Source organism: Croceicoccus sp. BE223 (assembly GCF_031457155.1).
GTDB lineage: Bacteria > Pseudomonadota > Alphaproteobacteria > Sphingomonadales > Sphingomonadaceae > Croceicoccus.
In genome coordinates this window covers 14,100-34,639 of sequence record NZ_JAVDWB010000004.1, presented here as the reverse complement: position 1 = coordinate 34,639, position 20,540 = coordinate 14,100, and the positions used below count along the sequence as shown (strand labels likewise).

The window sequence follows — 20,540 nt, the reverse complement described above, 5'->3', positions numbered from 1 at the left end:
ACCCGCCCGCCGCGCGATGGGACGAGGCGGGCGTGGCCGCGTCAGCGGTTGCAGCGCCCCTCGATCAGCCCGTCGACCAGCGAGGGATCGGCCAGCGTCGAGGTATCGCCCAGCGAGCCGAAGTCGTTCTCCGCGATCTTGCGCAGGATGCGGCGCATGATCTTGCCCGAACGCGTCTTGGGCAGGCCCGGCGTGAACTGGATGTGATCGGGCGATGCGATCGGCCCTATCTCTGTCCGCACCCAGTTGCGCAGTTCCTTGGCGAGATCGTCGTCCGGCTCGACCCCGGCGTTCAGGGTGACGTAGCAGTAGATGCCCTGCCCCTTGATGTCGTGCGGGAAGCCGACGACCGCCGATTCGGCGACGAGTTCGTGCAGCACCAGCGCGGATTCGACCTCTGCGGTGCCCATCCGGTGGCCCGACACGTTGATGACGTCGTCGACGCGGCCGGTGATCCAGTAATAGCCGTCGGCGTCGCGGCGGCAGCCGTCGCCGGTGAAGTACTTGCCGCGATAGGTCGCGAAATAGGTCTGCTCGAACCGCTCGTGATCGCCATAGACGGTGCGTGCCTGGCCGGGCCAGCTGTGCGTGATGCACAGGTTGCCTTCGGTCGCGCCGCCGATGCTCTCGTCGGCCAGCACCTTGCCCTCGTTGTCGACCAGTTGCGGGCAGACGCCGAAGAACGGCTTGCCCGCGCTGCCGGGCTTCATCGGGTGCGCGCCCGGCAGGGTGGTGATCATGTGGCCGCCGGTCTCGGTCTGCCACCAGGTGTCGACGATCGGGCAGTTACCGTGGCCGACCTGCTCGTGATACCAGCGCCATGCCTCGGGATTGATCGGCTCGCCCACCGTGCCCAGCAGGCGCAGGCTCGACAGGTCGTGCCGCTTCACGAAATCGTCGCCTTCGCGCATCAGCGCGCGGATCGCGGTGGGCGCGGTGTAGAAGATGTTTACCTTGTGCTTGTCGCACACCGCCCAGAACCGGTCGTGGTCGGGGTAGCTGGGCACGCCCTCGAACATCAGCGCGGTGGCCCCGGCCTGCAGCGGGCCATAGACGATGTAGCTGTGGCCGGTGACCCAGCCGATGTCGGCGGTGCACCAGTAGATCTCGCCCGGACGGTAATCGAAGGTGTAGCGGAAGGTGGTCTCGGTCCACACGGCATAGCCGCCGGTGGTGTGGACGACGCCCTTGGGCTTGCCGGTGGAGCCGGAGGTGTAGAGGATGAAGAGCGGGTCTTCCGCGTTCATCGGTTCGGGCGGGCATTCCGCCGCCACTCCTTGCGACAGTTCGTGGTACCAGTGGTCGCGCCCCTCGGTCATCGCGACGTCGCCGCCGGTGTGGCGCACGACCAGCACCGACTTGACGGCGACCTTCTTCAGCGCTTCGTCGACATTGCCCTTCAGCGGCACGCGCTTGCCGCCGCGCAGCCCTTCGTCGGCGCAGATGACGTAGTCGGAGCGGCAATCCTCGATCCGCCCGGCGATGGCATCGGGGCTGAACCCGCCGAACACGACCGAATGGACCGCGCCGATGCGAGCGCAGGCCAGCATCGCCACCGCGCCTTCGGGGATCATCGGCATGTAGATGGTGACCCGGTCGCCCTTGCCGACGCCCATCGTCTTCAGCGTGTTGGCCATGCGCACGGTTTCGGCCAGCAGCTCGGCATAGCTGATATGGCGTGACGGGGTTTCGGGGCTGTCGGCCTCGAAGATCAGCGCGGTGACGTCGCCCTTGCCCGCCGCGACGTGGCGGTCGAGCGCGTTGTGGCAGATGTTGATCTGCCCGTCGGTGAACCACTTGATGTCGACCGGGTCGAACGACCAGTCGGCGCCGACCGTGGGCGCCTTTACCCAGTCGAGCCGGGCCGCCTGTTCCAGCCAGAAACCGTCGGGATCGTCGAGCGAGCGGGCATAGAGCGTCGCGTACTGCTCCGCCGTGCAGGCCGTGCCGACCTTGGCGCTATCGGGTACGGGCACCATGTCGGCCCCGCGTTCGATGGTTTCCTGCATCACATCCCCTCGTCTCGACATGTCCCCGGCCCCGCGATCGCCACGGGGTTCGGGGCGTTTTTCCTACCGCCAATCGGCCGCGAACGCTTCATCGACCTTAGTCTTACATCGGTTCTTGCCGACAAATATCGCGATTTCCACCCCGCGATGGCCGATCCGTGCAAGCTGGCCGCCCGCTCGTCACATATCCTGCTTTGCAGGCATCGCCGGCGCAGATGCCGGGGAAGGTGCCGACAGGATCCGCGAATAGAACCAGCCGATGCCGATCAGGCTGAAGCCCAGCGCCAGGAAGCTGGCGATGCGGGCAAGCCCGTCGAGCACCGCGGCATCGACGAGGAACACCTTGCCCACCGCCAGCAGCATCAGCACCAGCGACCCGATCCGCCAAGCCCGGTCGGCACGCGGCGCGCCCCAGGCGAGGTATCCGGCGGCAAGCACGATGCCGATCAACGAACGCAGCAGGTCCTCCCCCTGTCCCAGCGGCACCGCGCTCAGGATCGAACCCGCGAAGACCTGCCGCAACAGCGTGATCGCCAGCACCGGCAGCAGCGCCATGATCGCGGCCTCGGGCCAGGCCCGCCACCGCGCGGGCAGCATGCGGCGCAGCAAGGCGAGGCCTGCGAAGGCCACGCCATAGGCCGCCAGCGCAAGGTTCAGGACCGGCCAGCGGCCGACCGCCTGCTCGTCCCAGAGCGGGTTGTGCAGTAGAAGCGAGAACCAGGCGAAATGCAGGAGCGAAAGGCCGATCAGCGCTTGGGCCGCCCAGCGCAAGGCCGGCAAACGCTCGCGAAGGAACCACGCCGCCGCACCGCCGCCCAGCAGCAAGGCCTGCCACGCGGTGCGCTCGGCCAGGCCCTGTGCGACGAAGGCGGCCTCGTCGGCCAGCGGAAAGGCCTGCCGGAACAGGACGTGCAACGCGATGGCCGACCCCGCGCCGGCCAGCGCCCCGATACCGATCGTGACGCGCCGGTCGCCAAACGCGGCCTGCCGCCACGCGACCAGCAGCCCGGCGAACGCCGAGGGGACCAGGTAGCGCGCGACATTGACGAGCTTCGGCAAGCGGTCGTAGAGCATCGCATCGCCCGCCAGCGCCGCGCCCGCTCCGATCATCCAGACAGCCAGCGGGTATAGCGCGAAGACGGCCGCCCCGAACAGGAAGACTCGCGCCGCCGCGATCCGCAGCGGCATGACCAGCGCGGTCGCCACCGCCAGCAGCGCGCAGGTGACGGCCGCCCATTCGTCGACCATGACCTGCGACAACGCCGCCACCATCGCCGCCGCCGCCGAGGTTTCGAGCAGCCAGCCGCGCCAATGCCCCCCGCCCGTCCGCCACGCGGCGAGCGCGGGAAGAGCGGCCAGCGCGGCGCAGGCCAGTGCGAGCAACGGCTCGTGTTCGGCGCTCGACAGGTCGCCGAAATGCCAGACCGTCGCGAAGGCGAGGCCGAAGGCGGCGCCCGCCAGTTGCACGACATCGGCGGCTCGCGCCCCTCCGCGCCAGACAAGCGCGAGCGGAACCGCCGCGAAGACCAGCGCCAGCCCCGCTGCGACGATCGCGAAGTCGGCGCGCATCGGCGCGGTCCAGGCCAGCAGCATGACCAGCGCGACCGCGGCGGCAAAGGCGCTCGCCTCCCGCAGGTCCGCCCGCTTGCAGCCGAGCACCGCCAGCGCCGCGCCGAGCAAGCCGTAAAGCCCCCATGCCATGAGCGAGAAACCGCCGTGCGAAACGAGCGCCGCCATCTGCACCGCCGCCAGCGCCCCCGCCCCGGCGCGCAGCCAGCGCCGCCACGGCGCATCGACCAGCGCTGCGGGAAGGACCACGCCGACCGCGATCAGGTAGGCCCCCACGAACAGCTCGTCCCACGGGTCGAGCCGCTGCGCGAGGAGCAGCCCGACGCCCCACAGCAGCGCTCCGCCCAGCGCCGCCATGCCGAGCCAGGGACGCTCCTGCCGGTTGCCGGTCAGCGTCAGCCCCGCCGACACCAGCGCGAGATAGACCGAGAGGATCGGCAGTTGCGCGTTGTCGCTGGTCACCATGACCGGTGCGGCGAACCCGCCGAGCAGGCCGATCACCGCGCACGGCAAGCCGAAGCGGAACGAGAGCCAGACCGCCCCTGCCGTCACCAGCGCCAGCCCGGCAAAGGCGGGGCCCGCGCCGATCAGGCCGTATCCGGTGCCCGCCAGGTAGAAACAGGCATAGAGCGTCGCCAGCCCCGCGCCGGCGAGCGCCTGCGGCACGCGCGGGTCGCGGATCCGCTCGCGCATGGTGTCGGCCACGAAGGCCCCGCCGAGCAACGCCGCACCGGTCAGGAAGCCGAGCAGGACCCGCACCGTCGGCGACAGCAGGCCGAGGTCGATCGCGTACAGGACGATGAAGAACCCGGCGACGGCCAGCGTGATGCCGCCCGCCCAGATCGGCAGCTGGCGGCCGAACAGTTCCTCGAAGTTGACCGAGAGGGTGCGGCGCGGTTCGGGAGCGGCGTTGTCCGAACGGGTCTCCGCAGGCGTTGGCGAAGCCGCCGCAATGACCCTAGCGACGGCGCGGCGCGCGGCGGGGACGGAAGCCGATGCGCGCGCAGGCTCAGGCTGTCTGGCCGGTTCGGCAGAGGCGGTCGCAGCGGGCTTCGCGACCGGCACGACCGGCCGCCGCGCAAGCATTTCCTGCATCGACAGCCGCTCTTCCAGCCGCTCGATCCGGCGCCAGAGCTGGTAGAGCGCAACGCCCAGCCCGATGATGATCAGCCATTCCATCGCCACGGTCCTTCCCTGCGGTTGGGCAGCCGATAGCAGCTAAATGAACAGCGTTCAATATATTTATTGGACAGTGTTCAATTCCTCCGCTAAACCCGGCGCATGGGACGCCGTTCGGATCATACACGAGAGGAACTGCGCGCGCTCTTCGTCGCGCACGGCCATGCACACCTTGGCGAAGTCGGGCTGGCGCGCTTTTCCGGGCGAGAGGTGGCGAAGCGGGCCGGCTATTCCGTCGGCACCATCGCCAACCTGTTCGGCTCGGTCGACGGACTGCTCGTCGCGATCAATTCGCGCAGCTTCGAAATCTGGGCCGACCTGCTGCGCGAACGGCTGGCCGCGGCGGGGCTGGACTGCCCCGCCGCGGACCGGATCGCCGCGCTGGTCGACGGCTACTTCGCCTTTGCCGAACGACAGCCCGAACTGTGGTCGGCGATCTACGCCCATCGCCTGCCCGACGGCATGGCCCTGCCCGAGGACGATCGGGAACGGCGCGCGGGCCTCACCCGCATCGTCGAGGACGAGATCCGCACCGTCCTGCCCGATGACGCGCCCGACGTGCCGCGCCTCGCCCGCTCATTGGTGGCTGTCGTCCACGGCCATTGCAGTTTCGTCGTCACCGGCAGCTTCGCGCTGCTGGAGGAACCCGATCCGAAGGGCGCGGCGCTGGCCCGCGTGCGCGAGAGCCTCGCCGCGCATGGCGGTCAGTAACCCATCAGGCTGAGCACTTCCTTGCGGCTGCGCTGATCCTCCAGGAACGTGCCCATCATCCGGCTCGTCGTCATCGCGACGCCGGGCGTGCGCACCCCGCGCGCAGTCATGCAGGCGTGGCTGGCCTCGATCACCACGGCGACACCGTGCGGGTTCAGGTGGTCCCAGATGCACTGCGCGACTTCGGCGGTCAGCCGTTCCTGGATCTGCAGGCGCCGGGCATAGCCGTGCAGCACGCGCGCCAGCTTCGATATGCCGACGACATGATTGCGCGGCAGGTAGGCGATCGCCGCTTTACCAATGATCGGCGCCATGTGGTGCTCGCAATGCGACTGGAACGGAATGTCCTTCAGCAGCACGACCTCGTCGTAGCCGCCCACTTCCTCGAAGATTCGCGACAGGTGGACCGCCGGGTCTTCCTCGTAACCGAGGCAGTATTCCTTCCACGCCCGCGCCACGCGCTTGGGCGTGTCGATCAGCCCTTCGCGGGTGGGATCGTCACCGGCCCAGCGGATCAGCGTGCGGATCGCGTCCTGCACCTCTTCGGGCACCGGCGGCTTTCCGCGCGGATCGTCTTCGTCCGGTCCGACCAGGCTGCTCATTCAGGTGTCTCCCTTGCATCATGCACGTGCGTACTGCCGGCCATGTAGGCATCGATGGCGGCCTGCGCCACCGCCTCACCCGTTGGGGTGGTAGAAATCGTATATCTGCCGGGCCACGGTGGCCGACACGCCGGGCACGCGGCGCAAGTCCTCCAGCGCGGCGGCGCGGACCTTGCCCGCCGTGCCGAAATGCAGCAGCAGCGCCCGCTTGCGCGCCGGGCCGATGCCGGGAATCTCGTCCAGCGGGCTGGCGCTGATGGCGCGGCTGCGCTTGGCCCGGTGCGCGCCGATGGCGAAACGGTGCACCTCGTCGCGCAGCCTTTGCAGGTAGAACAGCACCGGCGAATGGGTCGGCAGCATCTTTTCGCGGCCGTCGGGAAAATGGAACACCTCGCGCCCCTCGCGCCCGTGGTGCGGCCCCTTGGCAACGCCGACGACGTTGACGTCCTCGATGCCCAGTTCCTCGAGCGTGTCCATCACCGCGCTGACCTGCCCCTTGCCGCCGTCCACCAGCACGAGATCGGGCCAGGTGCCGTTCTCCCGCTCGGGATCTTCGGCCAAGGCGCGGCTGAAGCGGCGGGTCATCACCTCGCGCATCATGGCGAAGTCGTCGTTGGTCTGCGCGGTCTTGATGTTGAACTTGCGGTACTGGTTCTTGAGGTAGCCTTCGGGCCCGGCGACGACCATCGCGCCGACGCTGCTGGTGCCCTGGATGTGGCTGTTGTCGTAGATCTCGATCCGCTGCGGCACTTCGGGCAAGTCGAGGAACTCCGCCGTCTCGCGCAGGGTCGCGGCCTGAGTGCTGGTTTCGGCCATGCGCCGGTCCAGCGCCTCGACCGCGTTGCGTTTCGCCTGTTCGAGCAGGCGGCGACGGTCGCCGCGCTGCGGCACGCTGATCGACACGGTGCGCCCCGCGCTTTCGCAGAACGCTTCCTCCAGCAGCTCGCGCTCGGGCAATTCGCGGTCGACGAGAATGGTCCTGGCCGGGGGCACTTCCTCGTAGAACTGGGCGAGGAAGGCGGAGAGCACCTCGGCTTCCTCCAGCCCCTCGGTGTGGCGCGGAAAAAAGGCGCGGTGGCCCCAGTTCTGCCCGCCCCGGATGAAGAAGGCCTGCACGCCGACGTGCCCGCCCTTGCTGGCCATCGCGAAAACATCGGCATCGCCGACGCCCGCCGCATTGATCGCCTGGCTGCCCTGAATGAAGGTCGCGGCGCGCAGGCGGTCGCGCAGCATCGCCGCGCGCTCGAAATCGAGATCGGCGGCCGCCTCGGCCATCTGCGCCTCGATCTTGGCCTGCACCGCGCTCGACTTGCCGGCCAGGAAGTCCTTCGCCTCACCCACCAGTTCGGCGTAGCCCGCCTTGTCGATGCGGCCGACGCAGGGCGCCGAACAACGCTTGATCTGGTAGAGCAGGCAGGGCCGGTCGCGCCGCGAAAAGAAGCTGTCGGTGCAGCTTCGCAGCAGGAACAGCTTCTGCAGCGCGTTGATCGTGGTGTTGACCGATCCGGCGCTGGCGAACGGGCCGTAGTAGTTGCCCTTCGCCCGCCGCGCGCCGCGATGCTTCATGATGCGCGGAAAGTCGTGTTCCGACCGCAGCAGGATGAAGGGGAAGCTCTTGTCGTCGCGCAAGAGCACGTTGTACGGCGGGCGATAGCGCTTGATCAGCTGCGCCTCCAGCAGCAGCGCCTCGGCCTCCGAGTTCGTCGTCACGATGGTCATGCCGCGGGTCTGGCTGACCATCCGCTTCAGCCGCGTCGGCAACCGGTCGACCTGGGTATAGTTGGCCACCCGGTTCTTCAGCGCCCGCGCCTTGCCGACATAGAGCACGTCGCCCTTCGCATCGGTCATGCGATAGACGCCGGGCTTGGGCTTCAGGGTGCGCTGCACCTCGCGGATCGCCTTGACCCCCGCCTCCAGATCGGGCTGCGAGCCGCGCACGGTATGCGTCGCCTTCTCCTCGAGAAAGCGATCCTGTCCCTTGTGGTGGGAAGGGGTTCCGGCCTCGGTGCGCGACATGATCGGCTCCAGATAGGAGTCGGCGGGACGAAAGGGAACCCGGCGCGCCGGGTTGCCCATCGCTTGTCCCGTCCGGATTGCCCCCGATGCGAACCGCCGTCAGAACCGCTTGCGGAAGTCGATCTCGAAGAAGCGGCCCTTGGGGTCGAGGAAATCGGGCTGGTAGCTGATCGGCACCGTCCCGAACTCGTCGGTCACCCGCTGCTGCGCGTTGAAGATGTTGTCGACGCGCAGTGACAGGCGGCTGCCCTTGAGGAACTTCACGTCCTCGAACTTGCGTTCGAGGTCGACGAAGAGCCGGGCGTCGAAGGTCGCATAGGGGTGGAAGTCGAGGCTGCTCGACCCCGCCGCCCCGCTGCCTTCGATCGAGCTGGCGCCGAAATAGTTGCCCGACAGGCGCAGGCCGACGCCGTCCTTGAACAGGCCGCCCTGCATCTCGACCTGATGGCGCGGCGTAGCGCTGCCGGTGAGGGCATCGCCGTCGAGCAGGTCGAGCCGCGGACCGACATCGCTGATCAGCACGTCCTGCTCGAACCGCACGGTGTGGTAGAGCGCGAGGTTCCAGCGCCCGCCGTCGCCGCCGGGGCCGCCCATGCCCGGCATGCCGCCCGGCCCGCCCCTGCCGCCACCACGACCGCCGCCACCACGACCTTCGCCACGCTCGCCCGTCTCCTGGCCCTTGATCCGGTCCGAGATGTCGAAGCCGTAGCGCAGGCGCTTGCCGCTGGTTTCCGCGAACGTCACCGGTCGCTGGTCGATGGAGACGAGGTTACCCGCCGCGTCGCGCACGACCCGGTCGGGGAACGCCGCCTCGATCGCCGGGGTCAGCACGGGGAAGGAAGAGGAGACGTTGCTCGAATGCTCGTCGTAGTATTCGGCGATGATGCGCGACCGGTCGAGCACCGGCACGTCCCAGTTCAACGCGAACTTCCAGTCGCTCTGCCGTTCGGCGACGAGATCCGGGTTTCCGCCCGACAGCAGATCGACGAGCACCGTCTGCCCGGTCGCGAAATCGTAGACGGTCGAGCCGCCGGTCACGATCCGCGGCGCGCCGAGCTGGGTCAGGCTGGGCGCCTCCTCGTTGTATATGTAGCTCGCCGACAGGTCGAGGTTGCGGGTCACGCCCCAGGTCAGCCCGGCGCTGCCGTTCATCAGCGTGCCGAAGTCCGATACCTCGCGCACCCCGCCCGACAGGTCGAGCGAGAGATCCCCGATGGCCGAAAGCACGTCGGCGCGGCGGCTGGCGATCGGCAGGCCCAGCGTGAAGCCGCCGGTGCCGCTGGTGCGCGACAGGCGGGTGTCGAAATCGGTGCTGCGCGAATCGCGGCTGTCGATCTCGTTCCACTTGGCCCCGGCCTTCAGCACCACCGAAACCTCGCCCGCGGGCAGGGTGAAGGGGTTGCCGGTCAGGGTGACGAGCGAATCGACGGCCTCGGTGTTCGAGGTCGCGCGATAAGTCTCGCGCGCGCCGACCAGCCCGGTCGCGAGCAGATCGGCGGCCTGCGCGTTATAGGCCACCGTTCCCGCCGCGACCGCGTCGCGCAGGGCGTCGGTGTCGACGCTCGCATCGGTCAGCGTGCGCGATTCGTCGTGCGCCCAGTTGGCGGTTCCGGTCAATTGCCAGTCGCCCAGCCGGCGATTGTAGGCCGTGCCGATCTCGAAACCCTCGCTCCGGGTATCGCGCACCCGCGCGCCAAACCCGGCGGTCGGGTCGTAGAGCGTGCGATAGGCGCTGTTGCCCTCCTCATCGGTCAGCACCGCCGCGTCCAGCCCGCGCAGCGACAGGCTGTCCGACCGGGTCAGAGTGGCCGAGGCGGAGATCTCGCCCCCGGTGCCGCCCTCGCCCAGCGTGCGCGACCAGCTTCCGTTCAGTTGCAGGTCGCGGCTGTCGGCGACGAGGCTGCGATAGTCCGCCTGCGCCGCGTCGCCGGGCAGCGGGATGGCCGATATGGAGGACACGCCGCGCTCGGCCTCGGTCAGCATCGAGCTGTCCTCCGCCTCCAGAGCGATGTTGATGCGCTGGGCCCCGTCGATCCGCAGCAGCGAGACTTCCTGCTCGTTAGTGGCGTAGCCGCCACCGGTCGGGAAACCGTATTCGACGTCTGCCGTCAGCGAGCTGAAGTTTTCCTTCAGGATGAAGTTGACGACGCGCTGGTCGGGGCTGAACCCGAAGCGCAGGGCCACTTCCTCGGGCAGGACCTCAACCCGGCGGATCGCCTCGGGCGGGTAGTTGCGCATCTCGCGAAAGCCGTTGATGCGCCGCCCGTTGACGAGGAACGCCGGCCCGCCACCACCGCCCCGGCCCCGCGCCGAACTGGTCTGCGGCGCGATCTGCTCGATCAGATCGGCCAGCGAACTGGCGCCGAAAGTGGCGATCTCGTCCTCGTCATAGACCGCGACCGGCGCCTGCGGCACGTCGACCTGCCCGCGGATGCGCGCAGCGGTAACGACGATCTCGTTGTCCGTGGGTTCGACGACGCTGTCGTCGGTGGCGTCCTGCGCCGAGGCGGGAGCCGCCAGCGTCAGCGAGGCGATGGCCATCAGGCTGACCTGCGCCAAGCCCCTGCGAAAAAAGGGCGATTGGCCCCGCGACATGCTGTTTCGTGTGATCATCGCCCGGTAATTGGTCATGCGGTCCGGTCGCAACAAGCCGCCTTGGGTATCATATTGTCGCATTGTCGGCGCAGCGTCCCGGCCATCGGCCAAATTGAAAGACGCGTGTGGGCTTCCCATTTTGGCCTCATGCGGCTAAAGGCGCGCGACGAATTCTCCCGCAGACACGACGTTACGAAAGGAAGGGCAGGAAAAGCCCGACTATGGCCAAAGAAGAACTCCTCGAAATGCGCGGGCAGGTGGTGGAACTGCTGCCCAACGCGATGTTCCGGGTCCGGCTTGAAAACGATCACGAGATCCTGGGCCACACCGCCGGCAAGATGCGTAAGAACCGCATCCGCGTCCTGGTGGGTGACGAGGTGCTGGTCGAACTGACCCCCTACGACCTGACCAAGGGCCGCATCACTTATCGCTTCATGCCGGGCCGCGGCGGTCCCGGGCCGCAATAAGCGGCTGCGGCGCTCCGATCGCGCCCGATTGCGCGACCATGCGCCTGCTCCTCGCCTCCGCCAGCCCGCGCCGCCGCGAACTGATCGCGCGGCTCGGCGTGGTGCCCGACGGGATCGCCCCTTCCGACATCGACGAGACCCCTGCCGACGGCGAACTGCCGCGCGACTATGCGCGGCGCATGGCCCGCGAAAAGGCGCTGGCCGCACCGGAACCGGGTGACGACACGCACATCCTTTCCGGCGACACCGTCGTCGCGCTGGGCCGCCGCATCCTGCCCAAGGCGGAGGACGAGGCGACCGCGCGCCGCTGCCTCCAACTGATGAGCGGGCGGCGGCACCGGGTGCTGTCCGCCGTGGCGCTGCGGTCGCCGGGCGGCGTCCTGCACGAGAAGCTGTCGCAGACCGTCGTCCGCTTCAAGCCGCTCCATCCCGACGAGATCGACGCCTACATCGCGGGCGGCGAATGGCACGGCAAGGCGGGCGGCTATGCCATCCAGGGCGCGGCCGAAGGTCTGATCGCCTGGATCGAGGGCAGCCATTCGGGCGTCGTCGGCCTGCCCCTGTTCGAAACCCGGGCCCTGCTGCGCGCCGCGGGCTTTCCCCTTGCCTGATCGACCCCTGCCGGATCGCGACCCGGATTTGCGCCGATGAGCGAGTGGCTGGTCGAACGCGGCATTGGCGAGGATCGTGCGATCCGTGTTGCCGGTGATGCCATCGTCGCCGCGCGGGTCGCGTGGGAAGGCGAACTGCTCGCCGGGTCGGTCGTGTCGGCACGGCTGGTATCGCGCCACGCGGGATCCTCACGCGGCACGGCGCGGCTGGACGACGGCGGCGAGGTGCTTGTCAGCCGCCTGCCCCGCGACGCGAGCGAGGGCGCGCCGCTGACGCTGGAGATCACCCGCACCGCCGTCGGCGAAGGCCGCCGCCGCAAGCCGGCGCAGGCCCGCCCCGCCGCCGCCGCGCCCCGCCGCCTCACCCTCGCCGACAGCCTCGCGCTGAACGGCGAAACGGTGCGCGCCGTCCACCGTTTCCCGGTTGCCGGCTGGGACGAGATGTGGACCGGCCTTACCGAGGCGCGGGTCGATTTCGCGGGCGGTGCGCTGCTCGTCTCGCCGACCCCGGCGATGACCCTGTTCGACATCGACGGCACCCTGCCGCCCGCCGCCCTGTCGCTCGCCGCGGTGCCGGCGCTCGCCGAAACGCTGGCGCTCTGGGACATCGGCGGGTCGATCGGCATCGACTTTCCGACCATCGAGGCGAAGGCCGACCGGCGCACGGTGGACGATGCGCTGGAACGGGCATTGCAGGATTTCGCGCACGAACGCACCGCGATGAACGGCTTCGGCTTCGTCCAGATCGTCGCGCGCAGCACCGGGCCGTCGCTGCTGCACCGCTGCGCGCAGGATCCGGTCGGCTGCGCAGTGCGACTGCTGCTGCGCCGGGCCGAACGGGTGGAGGGCGCGGGCACGATCCTGCTCACCTGCCATCCCGCGCTTCCCGCCGCGATTCGGCCCGAATGGCAGGCGGAGCTTGCCCGCCGGACAGGCCGCATGATTCGCGTCGAACCCGACGCGGCGCTTGCACCCCACGCCGCTTTCGCGCAGTCGGTGCCGTCATGACCACGAACCGCAAATGCCCCATCTGCGGCAAGCCCCGCAGCGCCGAGCACACCCCGTTCTGTTCGACCCGATGCCGCGACCGCGATCTCGTCCAGTGGCTCGACGACGGCTACGCCATTCCCGGCGAACGGGCCCCGATCCCGACCGCGCGGGACGAGGACGACATCTGACGAAATAGGGGCTTGCAAGCCGCCACGGCTTTGGCCATAGGCGGCGCTCCCGTCGCCGGGTGGCCCTGCCGCCTTCGCGACGCGGCCTGCCGCAAGGCAATGCCCGGGTAGCTCAGTTGGTAGAGCATGCGACTGAAAATCGCAGTGTCGGCGGTTCGACTCCGTCCCCGGGCACCACTTCCCCACCTTTGAAATCGCCGAACGCCCGGGCGCCCGCCGTGCGTCGCCTTCTGCGCGCTTTTATATCCGGCGGTATATAGCTACACCGTCGGCCATGACACGCCGTCTTGCCCGCCTGCTCGCCGCGGCCCTGCTTGCCCTCACCGGCCTCTCGCTGCTCGCCGCCTGCGCCGACGATCCCGAGCCGACCGGCCCGGTCGTCCTCGCCGCGGCCAGCATGCAGGAAGCGCTGGAGGATGCCGCCGACCAGTGGGCGGCGCAGGGTCACTTGCGCCCGGTCCTGTCCTTTGCGGCTTCGGGCGCGCTGGCGCGGCAGATTGCCATCGGCTCTCCGGCCGACCTGTTCATCAGTGCGGACGAGACATGGATGGACTGGGTCGCGCAGCAGGTATCCGTCCGCGACGGCAGCCGCGCCGACGTGGCGGGCAACACCCTCGTCCTCGTCGCACCCGCTGCCGGCACGGCGGCCTTCCCGGCGAAGGGCGGCTGGGGCAAGGCGCTGGCGGGCGGCAAGCTGGCGCTGGCCGATCCCGACGCCGTGCCGGCGGGCCGCTATGCCAAGGCCGCGCTGCTCTCCACCGGGGTATGGGACGAAGTCTCGGACCATGTCGTGACGACCGCCGACGTTCGCGCGGCGCTGGCGCTGGTCAGCCGGGGCGATGCCGCGCTGGGGGTGGTCTATGCCTCCGACGCGAAAGCGGATGCCGGGGCGGGCGGAGGCGTGCGCGTCGTCGGCACCTTTCCCGAAAGCAGCCACCGCCCGATCGTTTACCCGATGGCGATCCCGGCCCGGTCGCGCCACCCCGATGCCGACGCCTTCCGCTTGTTCCTACTGTCCGATGCGGGCCAGCGGATCCTGGCCAGGCATGGCTTCAGCCCGCCACCCGCCCCCGGTGAGAACGGCGACACCGGCACCGCGGCGGCCATCGAAGAAACGGCGTTCTAGGCGATGCTGACCGCGGCCGAATGGGCCATCGTCGCGCTCTCGCTCAAGGTCGCGTTCGCGGCCATCGCGCTCACATTGCCGGTCGCCTTCGCGCTCGCCTGGGTGCTGGCGCGCAAGGCGTTCTACGGGAGGATGATGCTCGACACGCTGGTCCACCTGCCGCTCGTGCTGCCGCCGGTGGTGACGGGCTGGCTGCTGCTGCTGTTCTTCGGCGCGCAGGGAACGGGCGGGCGGATGTTGCAGGCGCTGTTCGGCACGACGCTGATGTTCCGGTGGACAGGCGCGGCGCTGGCGGCGGGGATCATGGCGCTGCCGCTGATGGTGCGGGCGATCCGCCTCTCACTCGAGGCCGTGGATCGGCGGCTCGAATCCGCGGCGCGCACGCTCGGCGCTTCACGCCTGCGCGCCTATGCCAGCGTCACCCTGCCGCTCGCGCTGCCGGGCATCGGCGCGGCAGTGGTGCTGGGCTTTGCCCGCTCGCTCGGCGAATTCGGCGCGACGATCACCTTCGTCTCCAACGTGCCGGGCGAAACCCGCACCCTGCCGCTGGCGATCTATACCGCGTTGCAGGTGCCGGGGGCGGAAGACAGCGTGACGCGGATGGCCATCGCCTCGGTCGTGCTGTCGCTGGCGGCGCTGGCGGTGTCGGAGTGGCTGGTGCGCCGGGGCGGGGGACGCGCGCATGTGCTGTGAACGCCATGTCGTTTGACCTCGCCATCGCCGTGCCGCGCGGGAACCGCACCGTGCGCGTGCGGATCGAGCCTGCGCCCGGCATCACCGCCCTGTTCGGCCCTTCCGGCGTCGGCAAGACCACGGTGCTCGACGCGGTCGCCGGACTGGTTCGCCCTGCCGAGGGTCATGTCGCCATCGCCGGCACGACCCTCTTCGACCATGCCGCCGGGATCGACCTTCCGCCCGAACGGCGCGGCTGCGGCTACGTCTTTCAGGACGGGCGGCTGTTCCCGCACAAGAGCGTGCGCGACAACCTGCTCTACGGCCACCGCCTCGCCCCGCCCGAACGGCGCTTCCTCTCGCTGGAGGAGGCGGGCCGCTTCCTCGGCATCGCCGACCTGTTCGACCGGCACCCCCGCACCCTGTCGGGCGGAGAGGCGCAGCGCGTCGCCATCGGGCGGGCGCTGCTGTCCGGCCCGCGCGCACTGCTGATGGACGAACCGCTCTCCTCGCTCGACGCCGACCGGCGCGACGGCATCATGCAGGTCATCGAACGCATTCGCGACGACCTTGCCCTCCCCATCCTCTACGTCAGCCACGACCACGCCGAGGTGGACCGGCTGGCCTCGCGCGTGGTCGAACTGGGCTAGCGCCCGAGCGCCTCGCTTCCGGATCAGGCAGTTTGCTGAGCGGGCGGCCCCTCAGGCCGGCTGGCTCGCCGTCACGACCGGTCGGGCTCGATCAGGCGTCTTCGCACGACGAGAAGCCCGCCTGCGATCGCGAAAATGAAGATCTGGCTTTCGATGGCCAACGTCCATCCCAGCGCGGTTCGGGTCAGCCCCGGTTCGCCGGCCAAAAAGCCGATCTTTGCAACATCGAGCCGAAACCCGGAAAGGCCGTGTTGAAGCGCTTGCAGCGATCCGGCGAGCAGCGTTCCGCCGGATAGAAAGATCAGGCCGGCCGCGGCAAGACCGCTGACCACGGACACGCTGAGGACGGCCAGCCGTCCGCCGCCTGCAAGGGCGACCCATGCGACAAGGCCCGTGGCCGTGCCGATAACCGCGCCCTCGAACGGGCCGGTCACGTTCGCGATGGGCACCCCGGAAAGAAGCGCCACCCCTTCGCGCCCGAGAAGGTTGCCAAGCGCCCCGACACACAGGCCGCCCATCGCGGTGCCGGCAACCACCCATGCATCGGCCCGCCCGCGCCAGGCAATTGCCGCCGCCATCCCCGCGCCGAGCCCGGAACCGGCGATCAGCCCCAGCGCGCCGATCATCGCCGCCAGGATCATCACCTGTCCGCCGCCGCCAGTCCCGGCAATCATGCCGTAGACCAGACCCGCCACGGCCCCTGCGGCCAGACCGGTCAGCGCGCACGCTCCGCCCAATTGCGACACCCGGGGCCGCGCCCGTGCCCCGGCTGATCGGGGTTCGGCCGCGACGAACCGATAGCCGTGCTTCGGGACCGTTGCGATGAACCGCGGATTGGCCGCGTCGTCGCCGAGTGCGCGGCGAAGAGTGCGGATGCATTGCGTCAATGCCTCGTCCGTCACCGGTATGCCTTGCCACACCGCGTCCATGAACGCCTGCTTCGTGACCAGCTCGCCACGCCGGGTGACGAGCAGCGCCAGCGCGTCGAAATACCGGCTGCCCAGTTCGATTACCCGGCCATGCCGGCGCAGCTGGCGATTGTCGCAATCGAGCTCGAAGGCGTCGAAACGCAGGGTTCGTGGCTTTCGTCCCATCGCTGCGGGGTGTGCGGTCAACCCGACGCGGTGGCAACCCTCGGCCGCTCTTTTCAGCCATTGCTCATGAATTGCTCATGCCTTTCACGCGGGTGTGAACCAGATCCGGGGGCGACAATCTCTCACGGAGTTTCGCGCCATGAACGACACGTCCCTGCACCGTGCAACCGTCTTCAACGGCTGGCGCATCGCCGGCTGGGGCAGCCTTCTGGCGCTTCTCTCGCTGCCCGCGCTGGCGATGCAACTGGGCGGCGACGTGAACTGGACAGCCAGCGATTTCGTCTTCGCCGCCATCCTGCTCGGCTTCGTCGGGATCGTCGTCGAACTGGCCGCACGCTTCGCCCGGCCCGGCGCGCCGCGCATCGGCTACATCCTGTCCGGCTTCACGGCCTTCGTCACGGTCTGGTCGAATGCCGCGGTGGGCATCATCGGCGATCAAGATACGGTCAACGATTTCTTCTATCTGATGGTCGTCGCGGCCCTGATCGCCGGGATCATCGTCCGCTTCCGGCCGGGCGCGATGCGCTGGATCGCGGCGTCGCTGGCGATCGGCCAATATGCGGTGGGCGTCGCCGCGCTCAACCTGATGCCGGGGCACGGTGTGGAATGGGGCTTTCTCACCGTCTTTGCCCTCCTGTGGCTGACCGCCGCGTGGTGCTTCCAGCGCGCCGTCACGACCCCGGCGGGATAAGTCCGCCTCACCGTCTCCGCCGCGCGGCTCGGCGCTTGGTCCCATCCCGCGCGGGCAGCGGCACGTTGCGGACAAGCCTTGCCAGCCGCGCCATCTCCGGGCCGTCGGCGGCGCCTTCGGCCTGGCGCTGGACCGCGCGGTAGAAATCCAGCACTTCGCCGCCCGCCTCGGTAACCTGCGCGCCGCCACCGGTCTGCGCCGTTACCAGCGGCGCGTTCCAGCAGCGGTTCATCGTGTCGACCAGCAGCCAGGCGCGGCGGTAGCTCATGCCCAGCGCGCGGGCGGCAGCGGAAATCGACCCCTCGCGCGCGATGGCGTCGAGGAGATCGGCCTTGCCGGGCCCCATGGCGATCTCCTCGCCGCACAGGAGCTGGACCTTTATCTTGATGGCGCCGCGCATGGCCTCTTGTCGGACCATGCGCGGCGCCATGCAATGCCCCTAGAAGCGGACCCGCGCCGTAAAGCGGGCGTTGATCGGCGCGCCGGGCATGATGTTGTTGTCGCTGTGCGCGCTGGCGTAATAGCTCTCGTCCAGCAAGTTCTCGACATTGACTTGGAAATCGACCCGGTCGTTCAGCGTGTAATAGGCCGCCGCGTCGATGCGGGTGAACGACGGCAGCTTCACCGCGTTCGAGATCGAGGCATACTGGCTCGACTGGTGCGTCACGCCAAGGCCGAGGCCGAGCGAGGGGGTCACGTCGTACCGGTTCCACAGGCTTGCCTGGTGGTGCGGCACCTGCCCCAGGCTGCGGTCGAGATTGCGGACCGTGCCTTTCTGATAGGCATAGCCGCCGCTGACCTGCCAGCCGGGCAGCACTTCGCCGACCAGGCCCAGTTCGACGCCCTTGGTGCGCGTTTCGCCGACGTTGATGTTCTGCGCCGGGTTGGCCGGATCGGGCGTGGTGGTGTTTGTGCGGTCGAGGCGGAAGATCGCGCCGGTCAGGGCCAGACCGGGGCGGACCTCCCACTTCGCGCCCGCCTCGATGTTCTCGAACCGCTCCGGGTCGAGGTTGGCGGTGGTCGGCGACAGGGTGCTGAACTGGTCGCCCGCGCGCGGCAGGAAACTGCGCGAATAGCTGGCGTAGATCGAGAGATCGTCCTGCGGCTTCAGCACCAGGCCGGCGCGCGGGCTCCACTTCTCGTCGGTGCGGTCGAACGGGAAGGCGGCCAGCACGTCCTCGCCGGTGATGTTGAACCGGTCGTAGCGGACCCCGACGATCAGGTCGAGGAACGAGGCCAGCGCGATCTCGTCCTGCGCATAGACGCTGACGAATTCGACCTCGCTCTGCCGGTCCTGCGTCAGCACGTCGAAGGTGACCGAGGGGTAAACCGGATCGTCGAGATCGAGCGCGGGGATCGCGGCGCTGCTGCCGTAGCGCTGGGTGCCGGTCTTCTGATTGCCGTATTCGAGACCGAGCAGCACCTTGTGGTCGATGCCGCCGGTGGCGAAGTCGGCGATCAGGTTGGTCTGCGCGATCAGGTTCTCGCGCTGCGTGCGCGCATCGTACCCGGCCAGCGCCACGGTGTTGGTCGCGGGGTTGAGCGCGCCGCCGGCAAACACGTTGACGTAGAACTTGTCGTAGTCGCCGTAGAGGACGGTCGTGGTCGACCGCAGGCCCGGCGCGATCTCGCCGTCGAGCCGCGCCTTGACGACGTGCGCCTCGAGCCCGGCTTCGTTGCTGTCGCTGCCGAAGAAGGCATCGCGCAGGCCCGGCGCGGGCGCGCCGTTCAGGCTGGGGATGCCGCGATCGGTGGTGCGCAGGTCGTCGACATATTCGTAGGAGAGCGAGGCGGTCCAGTCACCGAGGTCCGCCGCGACATGCGGGTTCACCGCAACGCGGCGACCGTCGTATTCGTCGCGGAAGCTGGCGAGTTCCTCGTACATGCCGTTGATGCGGAACGCAGCCGTGCCGCTGATCGGCAGGTTGACGTCGGCGCTCGTCTCCCACGCGCCGAAGGTATTGACGCTGCCGCCGACGCTGCCGAACGCCTTTTCCGCGCTCGGCGCCTTCTGCACGCGATTGACGATGCCGCCGCCGCCGCCGCGCCCGAAGATCAGCGCATAGGGGCCCTTCAGCACCTCCACCCGCTCGATGTTGTAGAGGTTGCGGTAGTACTGCACGTCGTCGCGCACGCCATCGAGGAAGAAGTCGGCGGTGGTGTTCTGGCCGCGCAGGGTGATCTGGTCGCGGTTGCCCTCGCCCTGCCCCACGGTGACGCCGGGGACATAGCGCATCACGTCCTCCATCGAGCGCATCGCCTGGTCTGCGATCTGCTCGGAGGTGATGACGTTCACCGTCTGCGGGATGTCGAGCAGCGGCGTGTCGGTCTTGGTCGCGGTTACCGAATCGATGGCGAGATAGCCCTGGGCCTCGCCGGTCACCACGATCTCGTTGTAAGGCGTGGTCTCGGGCGCGGCCTCTGCCGCGGCGTTGGCGTGGGCCGGAGCGGCGAGCGCGAGGCAGGACAGGGCCGTGCCTGCGGCAAGAGTGGCGATTCGCGCGGCGCGGTCGGCTAGCAACATCGGTAATTCCCTCACTTTGATGGTCGCGGCGGGCCTGGAGACGGTTTCGCAGGCCACCGCGTGTCGGTGCGGGACGGTCGGTAGTGCGAGTCATTAGCAGTTGCAACGGTCTTTTTGCGAATCATTCTCGTTATTGCTTAAGAGCATCCGTTCACGCGGGCACCAACCCGGCCAAGCCTCGTTGTGATCATCGTCCCAGCCCCTCGCCTTTTTGCCCCGGAGTATCCGATGTCCCTGTTCCTCCCCGTCTTCTACGGTTCCTACCGCCGCGACCGTCTCGGCATCCGGCTGGCACGCTATGCCGTCGCCGAATTCACGGCACGCGGGGCGCAGAGCGAACTGGTCGACGCGAAGGAGGTCGGCCTGCCGATGCTCGACCGCATGTACAAGGAGCACGAAAAGGGCAGCGCCCCCGCCAACATGAAACAGGTGGCCGACGTGCTGCGCCGCGCGGACGGGTTCGTCTTCGTCACCGGCGAATACAACTGGAACGTGCAGCCTGGCCTCAAGAACCTGATGGACCATTACCTCGAGGAATGGTTCTGGCGCCCCGCCGCGGTGATGTCCTACTCCGCCGGGCGGATGGCCGGGGTGCGCGCGGCGACCCACCTCATGCCCTCGATCAGCGAAATGGGGATGGTGCCGATCAACGCCACCGTTTCCGTCGCCCAGATCGGCAAGGTTCTGGACGAGGATGCGCAGCCGCAGGGCGAAGCGGGCGAGGCGCTGCGCCGCGATCTCGCCAAGTGCGCGGGCGCGCTGGAATGGTGGGCCCATGCCGCCAAGGCGGGCCGGGCAGAGCGGCAGACCCCGTTCTGACCGCCGGCCCAGCCGGCCCCGCCCGCC

The 20,540-nt window shown here is 69.1% G+C and carries 18 protein-coding genes and 1 tRNA gene; 11 read left to right on the top strand and 8 right to left on the bottom strand.

Going from position 1 to position 20,540, the window contains the following annotated elements:
- Nucleotides 1–41 precede the first annotated feature (41 nt).
- On the bottom strand, nucleotides 42–1,979 hold the full coding sequence (gene acs, locus J2X37_RS09485) for an acetate--CoA ligase (protein WP_310021089.1): 1,938 nt from the start codon (nucleotides 1,977–1,979) through the stop codon (nucleotides 42–44).
- Nucleotides 1,980–2,189: 210 nt separating this feature from the next.
- Nucleotides 2,190–4,757 carry a DUF2339 domain-containing protein gene (locus tag J2X37_RS09480; protein ID WP_310020443.1) on the bottom strand — a complete coding sequence of 856 codons (2,568 nt, stop codon included), beginning with the start codon at nucleotides 4,755–4,757 and terminating at the stop codon, nucleotides 2,190–2,192.
- 102 nt (nucleotides 4,758–4,859) lie between these two features.
- Here J2X37_RS09480 and J2X37_RS09475 point away from each other — a divergent pair, with 102 nt between their 5' ends.
- Nucleotides 4,860–5,468: a TetR/AcrR family transcriptional regulator gene (locus tag J2X37_RS09475; protein WP_310020440.1), complete on the top strand. Its 609-nt coding sequence runs from the start codon at nucleotides 4,860–4,862 to the stop codon at nucleotides 5,466–5,468.
- Here the strand turns inward: J2X37_RS09475 and folE are convergent.
- The 3 genes from folE to J2X37_RS09460 all read right to left on the bottom strand — a co-directional run bounded on the left by folE (nucleotide 5,462) and on the right by J2X37_RS09460 (nucleotide 10,645).
- Nucleotides 5,462–6,070 (bottom strand): GTP cyclohydrolase I FolE, encoded by a 609-nt coding sequence (folE, locus tag J2X37_RS09470; RefSeq protein ID WP_310020439.1) that lies wholly within the window; start codon nucleotides 6,068–6,070, stop codon nucleotides 5,462–5,464. The genes J2X37_RS09475 and folE overlap by 7 nt on opposite strands.
- Before the next feature lie 75 nt (nucleotides 6,071–6,145).
- Nucleotides 6,146–8,086: an excinuclease ABC subunit UvrC gene (gene uvrC, locus J2X37_RS09465; protein ID WP_310020437.1), complete on the bottom strand. Its 1,941-nt coding sequence runs from the start codon at nucleotides 8,084–8,086 to the stop codon at nucleotides 6,146–6,148.
- Nucleotides 8,087–8,185: 99 nt separating this feature from the next.
- Nucleotides 8,186–10,645 (bottom strand): TonB-dependent receptor domain-containing protein, encoded by a 2,460-nt coding sequence (locus J2X37_RS09460; RefSeq protein WP_310020434.1) that lies wholly within the window; start codon nucleotides 10,643–10,645, stop codon nucleotides 8,186–8,188.
- Between the two features lie 257 nt (nucleotides 10,646–10,902).
- On the opposite strand from J2X37_RS09460, the gene infA reads away from it, so the two are divergent.
- The 8 genes from infA to J2X37_RS09420 all read left to right on the top strand — a co-directional run bounded on the left by infA (nucleotide 10,903) and on the right by J2X37_RS09420 (nucleotide 15,385).
- Nucleotides 10,903–11,148, top strand: a complete 246-nt coding sequence (gene infA / locus J2X37_RS09455; protein WP_026325702.1) for a translation initiation factor IF-1 — start codon at nucleotides 10,903–10,905, stop codon at nucleotides 11,146–11,148.
- A 38-nt stretch (nucleotides 11,149–11,186) separates the two neighbouring features.
- Nucleotides 11,187–11,759, top strand: coding sequence for a nucleoside triphosphate pyrophosphatase (locus tag J2X37_RS09450; protein WP_310020420.1), 573 nt, complete (start codon nucleotides 11,187–11,189; stop codon nucleotides 11,757–11,759).
- 36 nt (nucleotides 11,760–11,795) lie between these two features.
- Nucleotides 11,796–12,767, top strand: coding sequence for a ribonuclease (locus J2X37_RS09445; protein WP_310020418.1), 972 nt, complete (start codon nucleotides 11,796–11,798; stop codon nucleotides 12,765–12,767).
- On the top strand, nucleotides 12,764–12,937 hold the full coding sequence (gene yacG / locus J2X37_RS09440; protein WP_310020416.1) for a DNA gyrase inhibitor YacG: 174 nt from the start codon (nucleotides 12,764–12,766) through the stop codon (nucleotides 12,935–12,937). Before J2X37_RS09445 ends, yacG begins: the two co-directional genes overlap by 4 nt.
- Nucleotides 12,938–13,038: 101 nt before the next feature.
- Nucleotides 13,039–13,114 (top strand) — tRNA-Phe (locus J2X37_RS09435).
- Between the two features lie 97 nt (nucleotides 13,115–13,211).
- Nucleotides 13,212–14,063 carry a molybdate ABC transporter substrate-binding protein gene (gene modA, locus J2X37_RS09430; protein ID WP_310020414.1) on the top strand — a complete coding sequence of 284 codons (852 nt, stop codon included), beginning with the start codon at nucleotides 13,212–13,214 and terminating at the stop codon, nucleotides 14,061–14,063.
- Nucleotides 14,064–14,066: 3 nt separating this feature from the next.
- On the top strand, nucleotides 14,067–14,756 hold the full coding sequence (modB, locus tag J2X37_RS09425; RefSeq protein WP_310020412.1) for a molybdate ABC transporter permease subunit: 690 nt from the start codon (nucleotides 14,067–14,069) through the stop codon (nucleotides 14,754–14,756).
- A 5-nt stretch (nucleotides 14,757–14,761) separates the two neighbouring features.
- Nucleotides 14,762–15,385 carry an ATP-binding cassette domain-containing protein gene (locus J2X37_RS09420; RefSeq protein WP_310020410.1) on the top strand — a complete coding sequence of 208 codons (624 nt, stop codon included), beginning with the start codon at nucleotides 14,762–14,764 and terminating at the stop codon, nucleotides 15,383–15,385.
- 71 nt (nucleotides 15,386–15,456) lie between these two features.
- Here the strand turns inward: J2X37_RS09420 and J2X37_RS09415 are convergent, their stop codons facing one another.
- Nucleotides 15,457–16,479 (bottom strand): transcriptional regulator, encoded by a 1,023-nt coding sequence (locus tag J2X37_RS09415; protein ID WP_310020408.1) that lies wholly within the window; start codon nucleotides 16,477–16,479, stop codon nucleotides 15,457–15,459.
- A gap of 139 nt (nucleotides 16,480–16,618) precedes the next feature.
- Here J2X37_RS09415 and J2X37_RS09410 point away from each other — a divergent pair, with 139 nt between their 5' ends.
- Nucleotides 16,619–17,170, top strand: coding sequence for a hypothetical protein (locus J2X37_RS09410; RefSeq protein WP_310020406.1), 552 nt, complete (start codon nucleotides 16,619–16,621; stop codon nucleotides 17,168–17,170).
- 7 nt (nucleotides 17,171–17,177) lie between these two features.
- On the opposite strand, the gene J2X37_RS09405 is transcribed toward J2X37_RS09410, so the two are convergent.
- Nucleotides 17,178–17,588 (bottom strand): LysR family transcriptional regulator, encoded by a 411-nt coding sequence (locus tag J2X37_RS09405; RefSeq protein WP_310020404.1) that lies wholly within the window; start codon nucleotides 17,586–17,588, stop codon nucleotides 17,178–17,180.
- A 21-nt stretch (nucleotides 17,589–17,609) separates the two neighbouring features.
- Complete coding sequence (locus J2X37_RS09400; protein ID WP_310020401.1) at nucleotides 17,610–19,694, bottom strand: TonB-dependent siderophore receptor; 2,085 nt, start codon at nucleotides 19,692–19,694, stop codon at nucleotides 17,610–17,612.
- 228 nt (nucleotides 19,695–19,922) lie between these two features.
- On the opposite strand from J2X37_RS09400, the gene J2X37_RS09395 reads away from it, so the two are divergent.
- Nucleotides 19,923–20,513: an NAD(P)H-dependent oxidoreductase gene (locus tag J2X37_RS09395; RefSeq protein WP_310020399.1), complete on the top strand. Its 591-nt coding sequence runs from the start codon at nucleotides 19,923–19,925 to the stop codon at nucleotides 20,511–20,513.
- Nucleotides 20,514–20,540: the final 27 nt, after the last annotated feature.

Excerpts from the sequence above, each read along its gene's own strand:
- modB (WP_310020412.1), top strand. The coding sequence starts at position 14,067 with ATGCTGACCGCGGCCGAATGGGCCATCGTCGCGCTCTCGCTCAAGGTC.
- J2X37_RS09480 (WP_310020443.1), bottom strand. The coding sequence starts at position 4,757 with ATGGAATGGCTGATCATCATCGGGCTGGGCGTTGCGCTCTACCAGCTC.
- yacG (WP_310020416.1), top strand. The coding sequence starts at position 12,764 with ATGACCACGAACCGCAAATGCCCCATCTGCGGCAAGCCCCGCAGCGCC.
- J2X37_RS09445 (WP_310020418.1), top strand. The coding sequence starts at position 11,796 with ATGAGCGAGTGGCTGGTCGAACGCGGCATTGGCGAGGATCGTGCGATC.
- J2X37_RS09405 (WP_310020404.1), bottom strand. The coding sequence starts at position 17,588 with ATGGTCCGACAAGAGGCCATGCGCGGCGCCATCAAGATAAAGGTCCAG.
- uvrC (WP_310020437.1), bottom strand. The coding sequence starts at position 8,086 with ATGTCGCGCACCGAGGCCGGAACCCCTTCCCACCACAAGGGACAGGAT.
- J2X37_RS09450 (WP_310020420.1), top strand. The coding sequence starts at position 11,187 with ATGCGCCTGCTCCTCGCCTCCGCCAGCCCGCGCCGCCGCGAACTGATC.
- folE (WP_310020439.1), bottom strand. The coding sequence starts at position 6,070 with ATGAGCAGCCTGGTCGGACCGGACGAAGACGATCCGCGCGGAAAGCCG.
- J2X37_RS09395 (WP_310020399.1), top strand. The coding sequence starts at position 19,923 with ATGTCCCTGTTCCTCCCCGTCTTCTACGGTTCCTACCGCCGCGACCGT.
- infA (WP_026325702.1), top strand. The coding sequence starts at position 10,903 with ATGGCCAAAGAAGAACTCCTCGAAATGCGCGGGCAGGTGGTGGAACTG.
- acs (WP_310021089.1), bottom strand. The coding sequence starts at position 1,979 with ATGGTGCCCGTACCCGATAGCGCCAAGGTCGGCACGGCCTGCACGGCG.
- J2X37_RS09475 (WP_310020440.1), top strand. The coding sequence starts at position 4,860 with ATGGGACGCCGTTCGGATCATACACGAGAGGAACTGCGCGCGCTCTTC.
- J2X37_RS09420 (WP_310020410.1), top strand. The coding sequence starts at position 14,762 with ATGTCGTTTGACCTCGCCATCGCCGTGCCGCGCGGGAACCGCACCGTG.
- J2X37_RS09415 (WP_310020408.1), bottom strand. The coding sequence starts at position 16,479 with ATGGGACGAAAGCCACGAACCCTGCGTTTCGACGCCTTCGAGCTCGAT.
- J2X37_RS09410 (WP_310020406.1), top strand. The coding sequence starts at position 16,619 with ATGAACGACACGTCCCTGCACCGTGCAACCGTCTTCAACGGCTGGCGC.
- J2X37_RS09400 (WP_310020401.1), bottom strand. The coding sequence starts at position 19,694 with ATGTTGCTAGCCGACCGCGCCGCGCGAATCGCCACTCTTGCCGCAGGC.
- modA (WP_310020414.1), top strand. The coding sequence starts at position 13,212 with ATGACACGCCGTCTTGCCCGCCTGCTCGCCGCGGCCCTGCTTGCCCTC.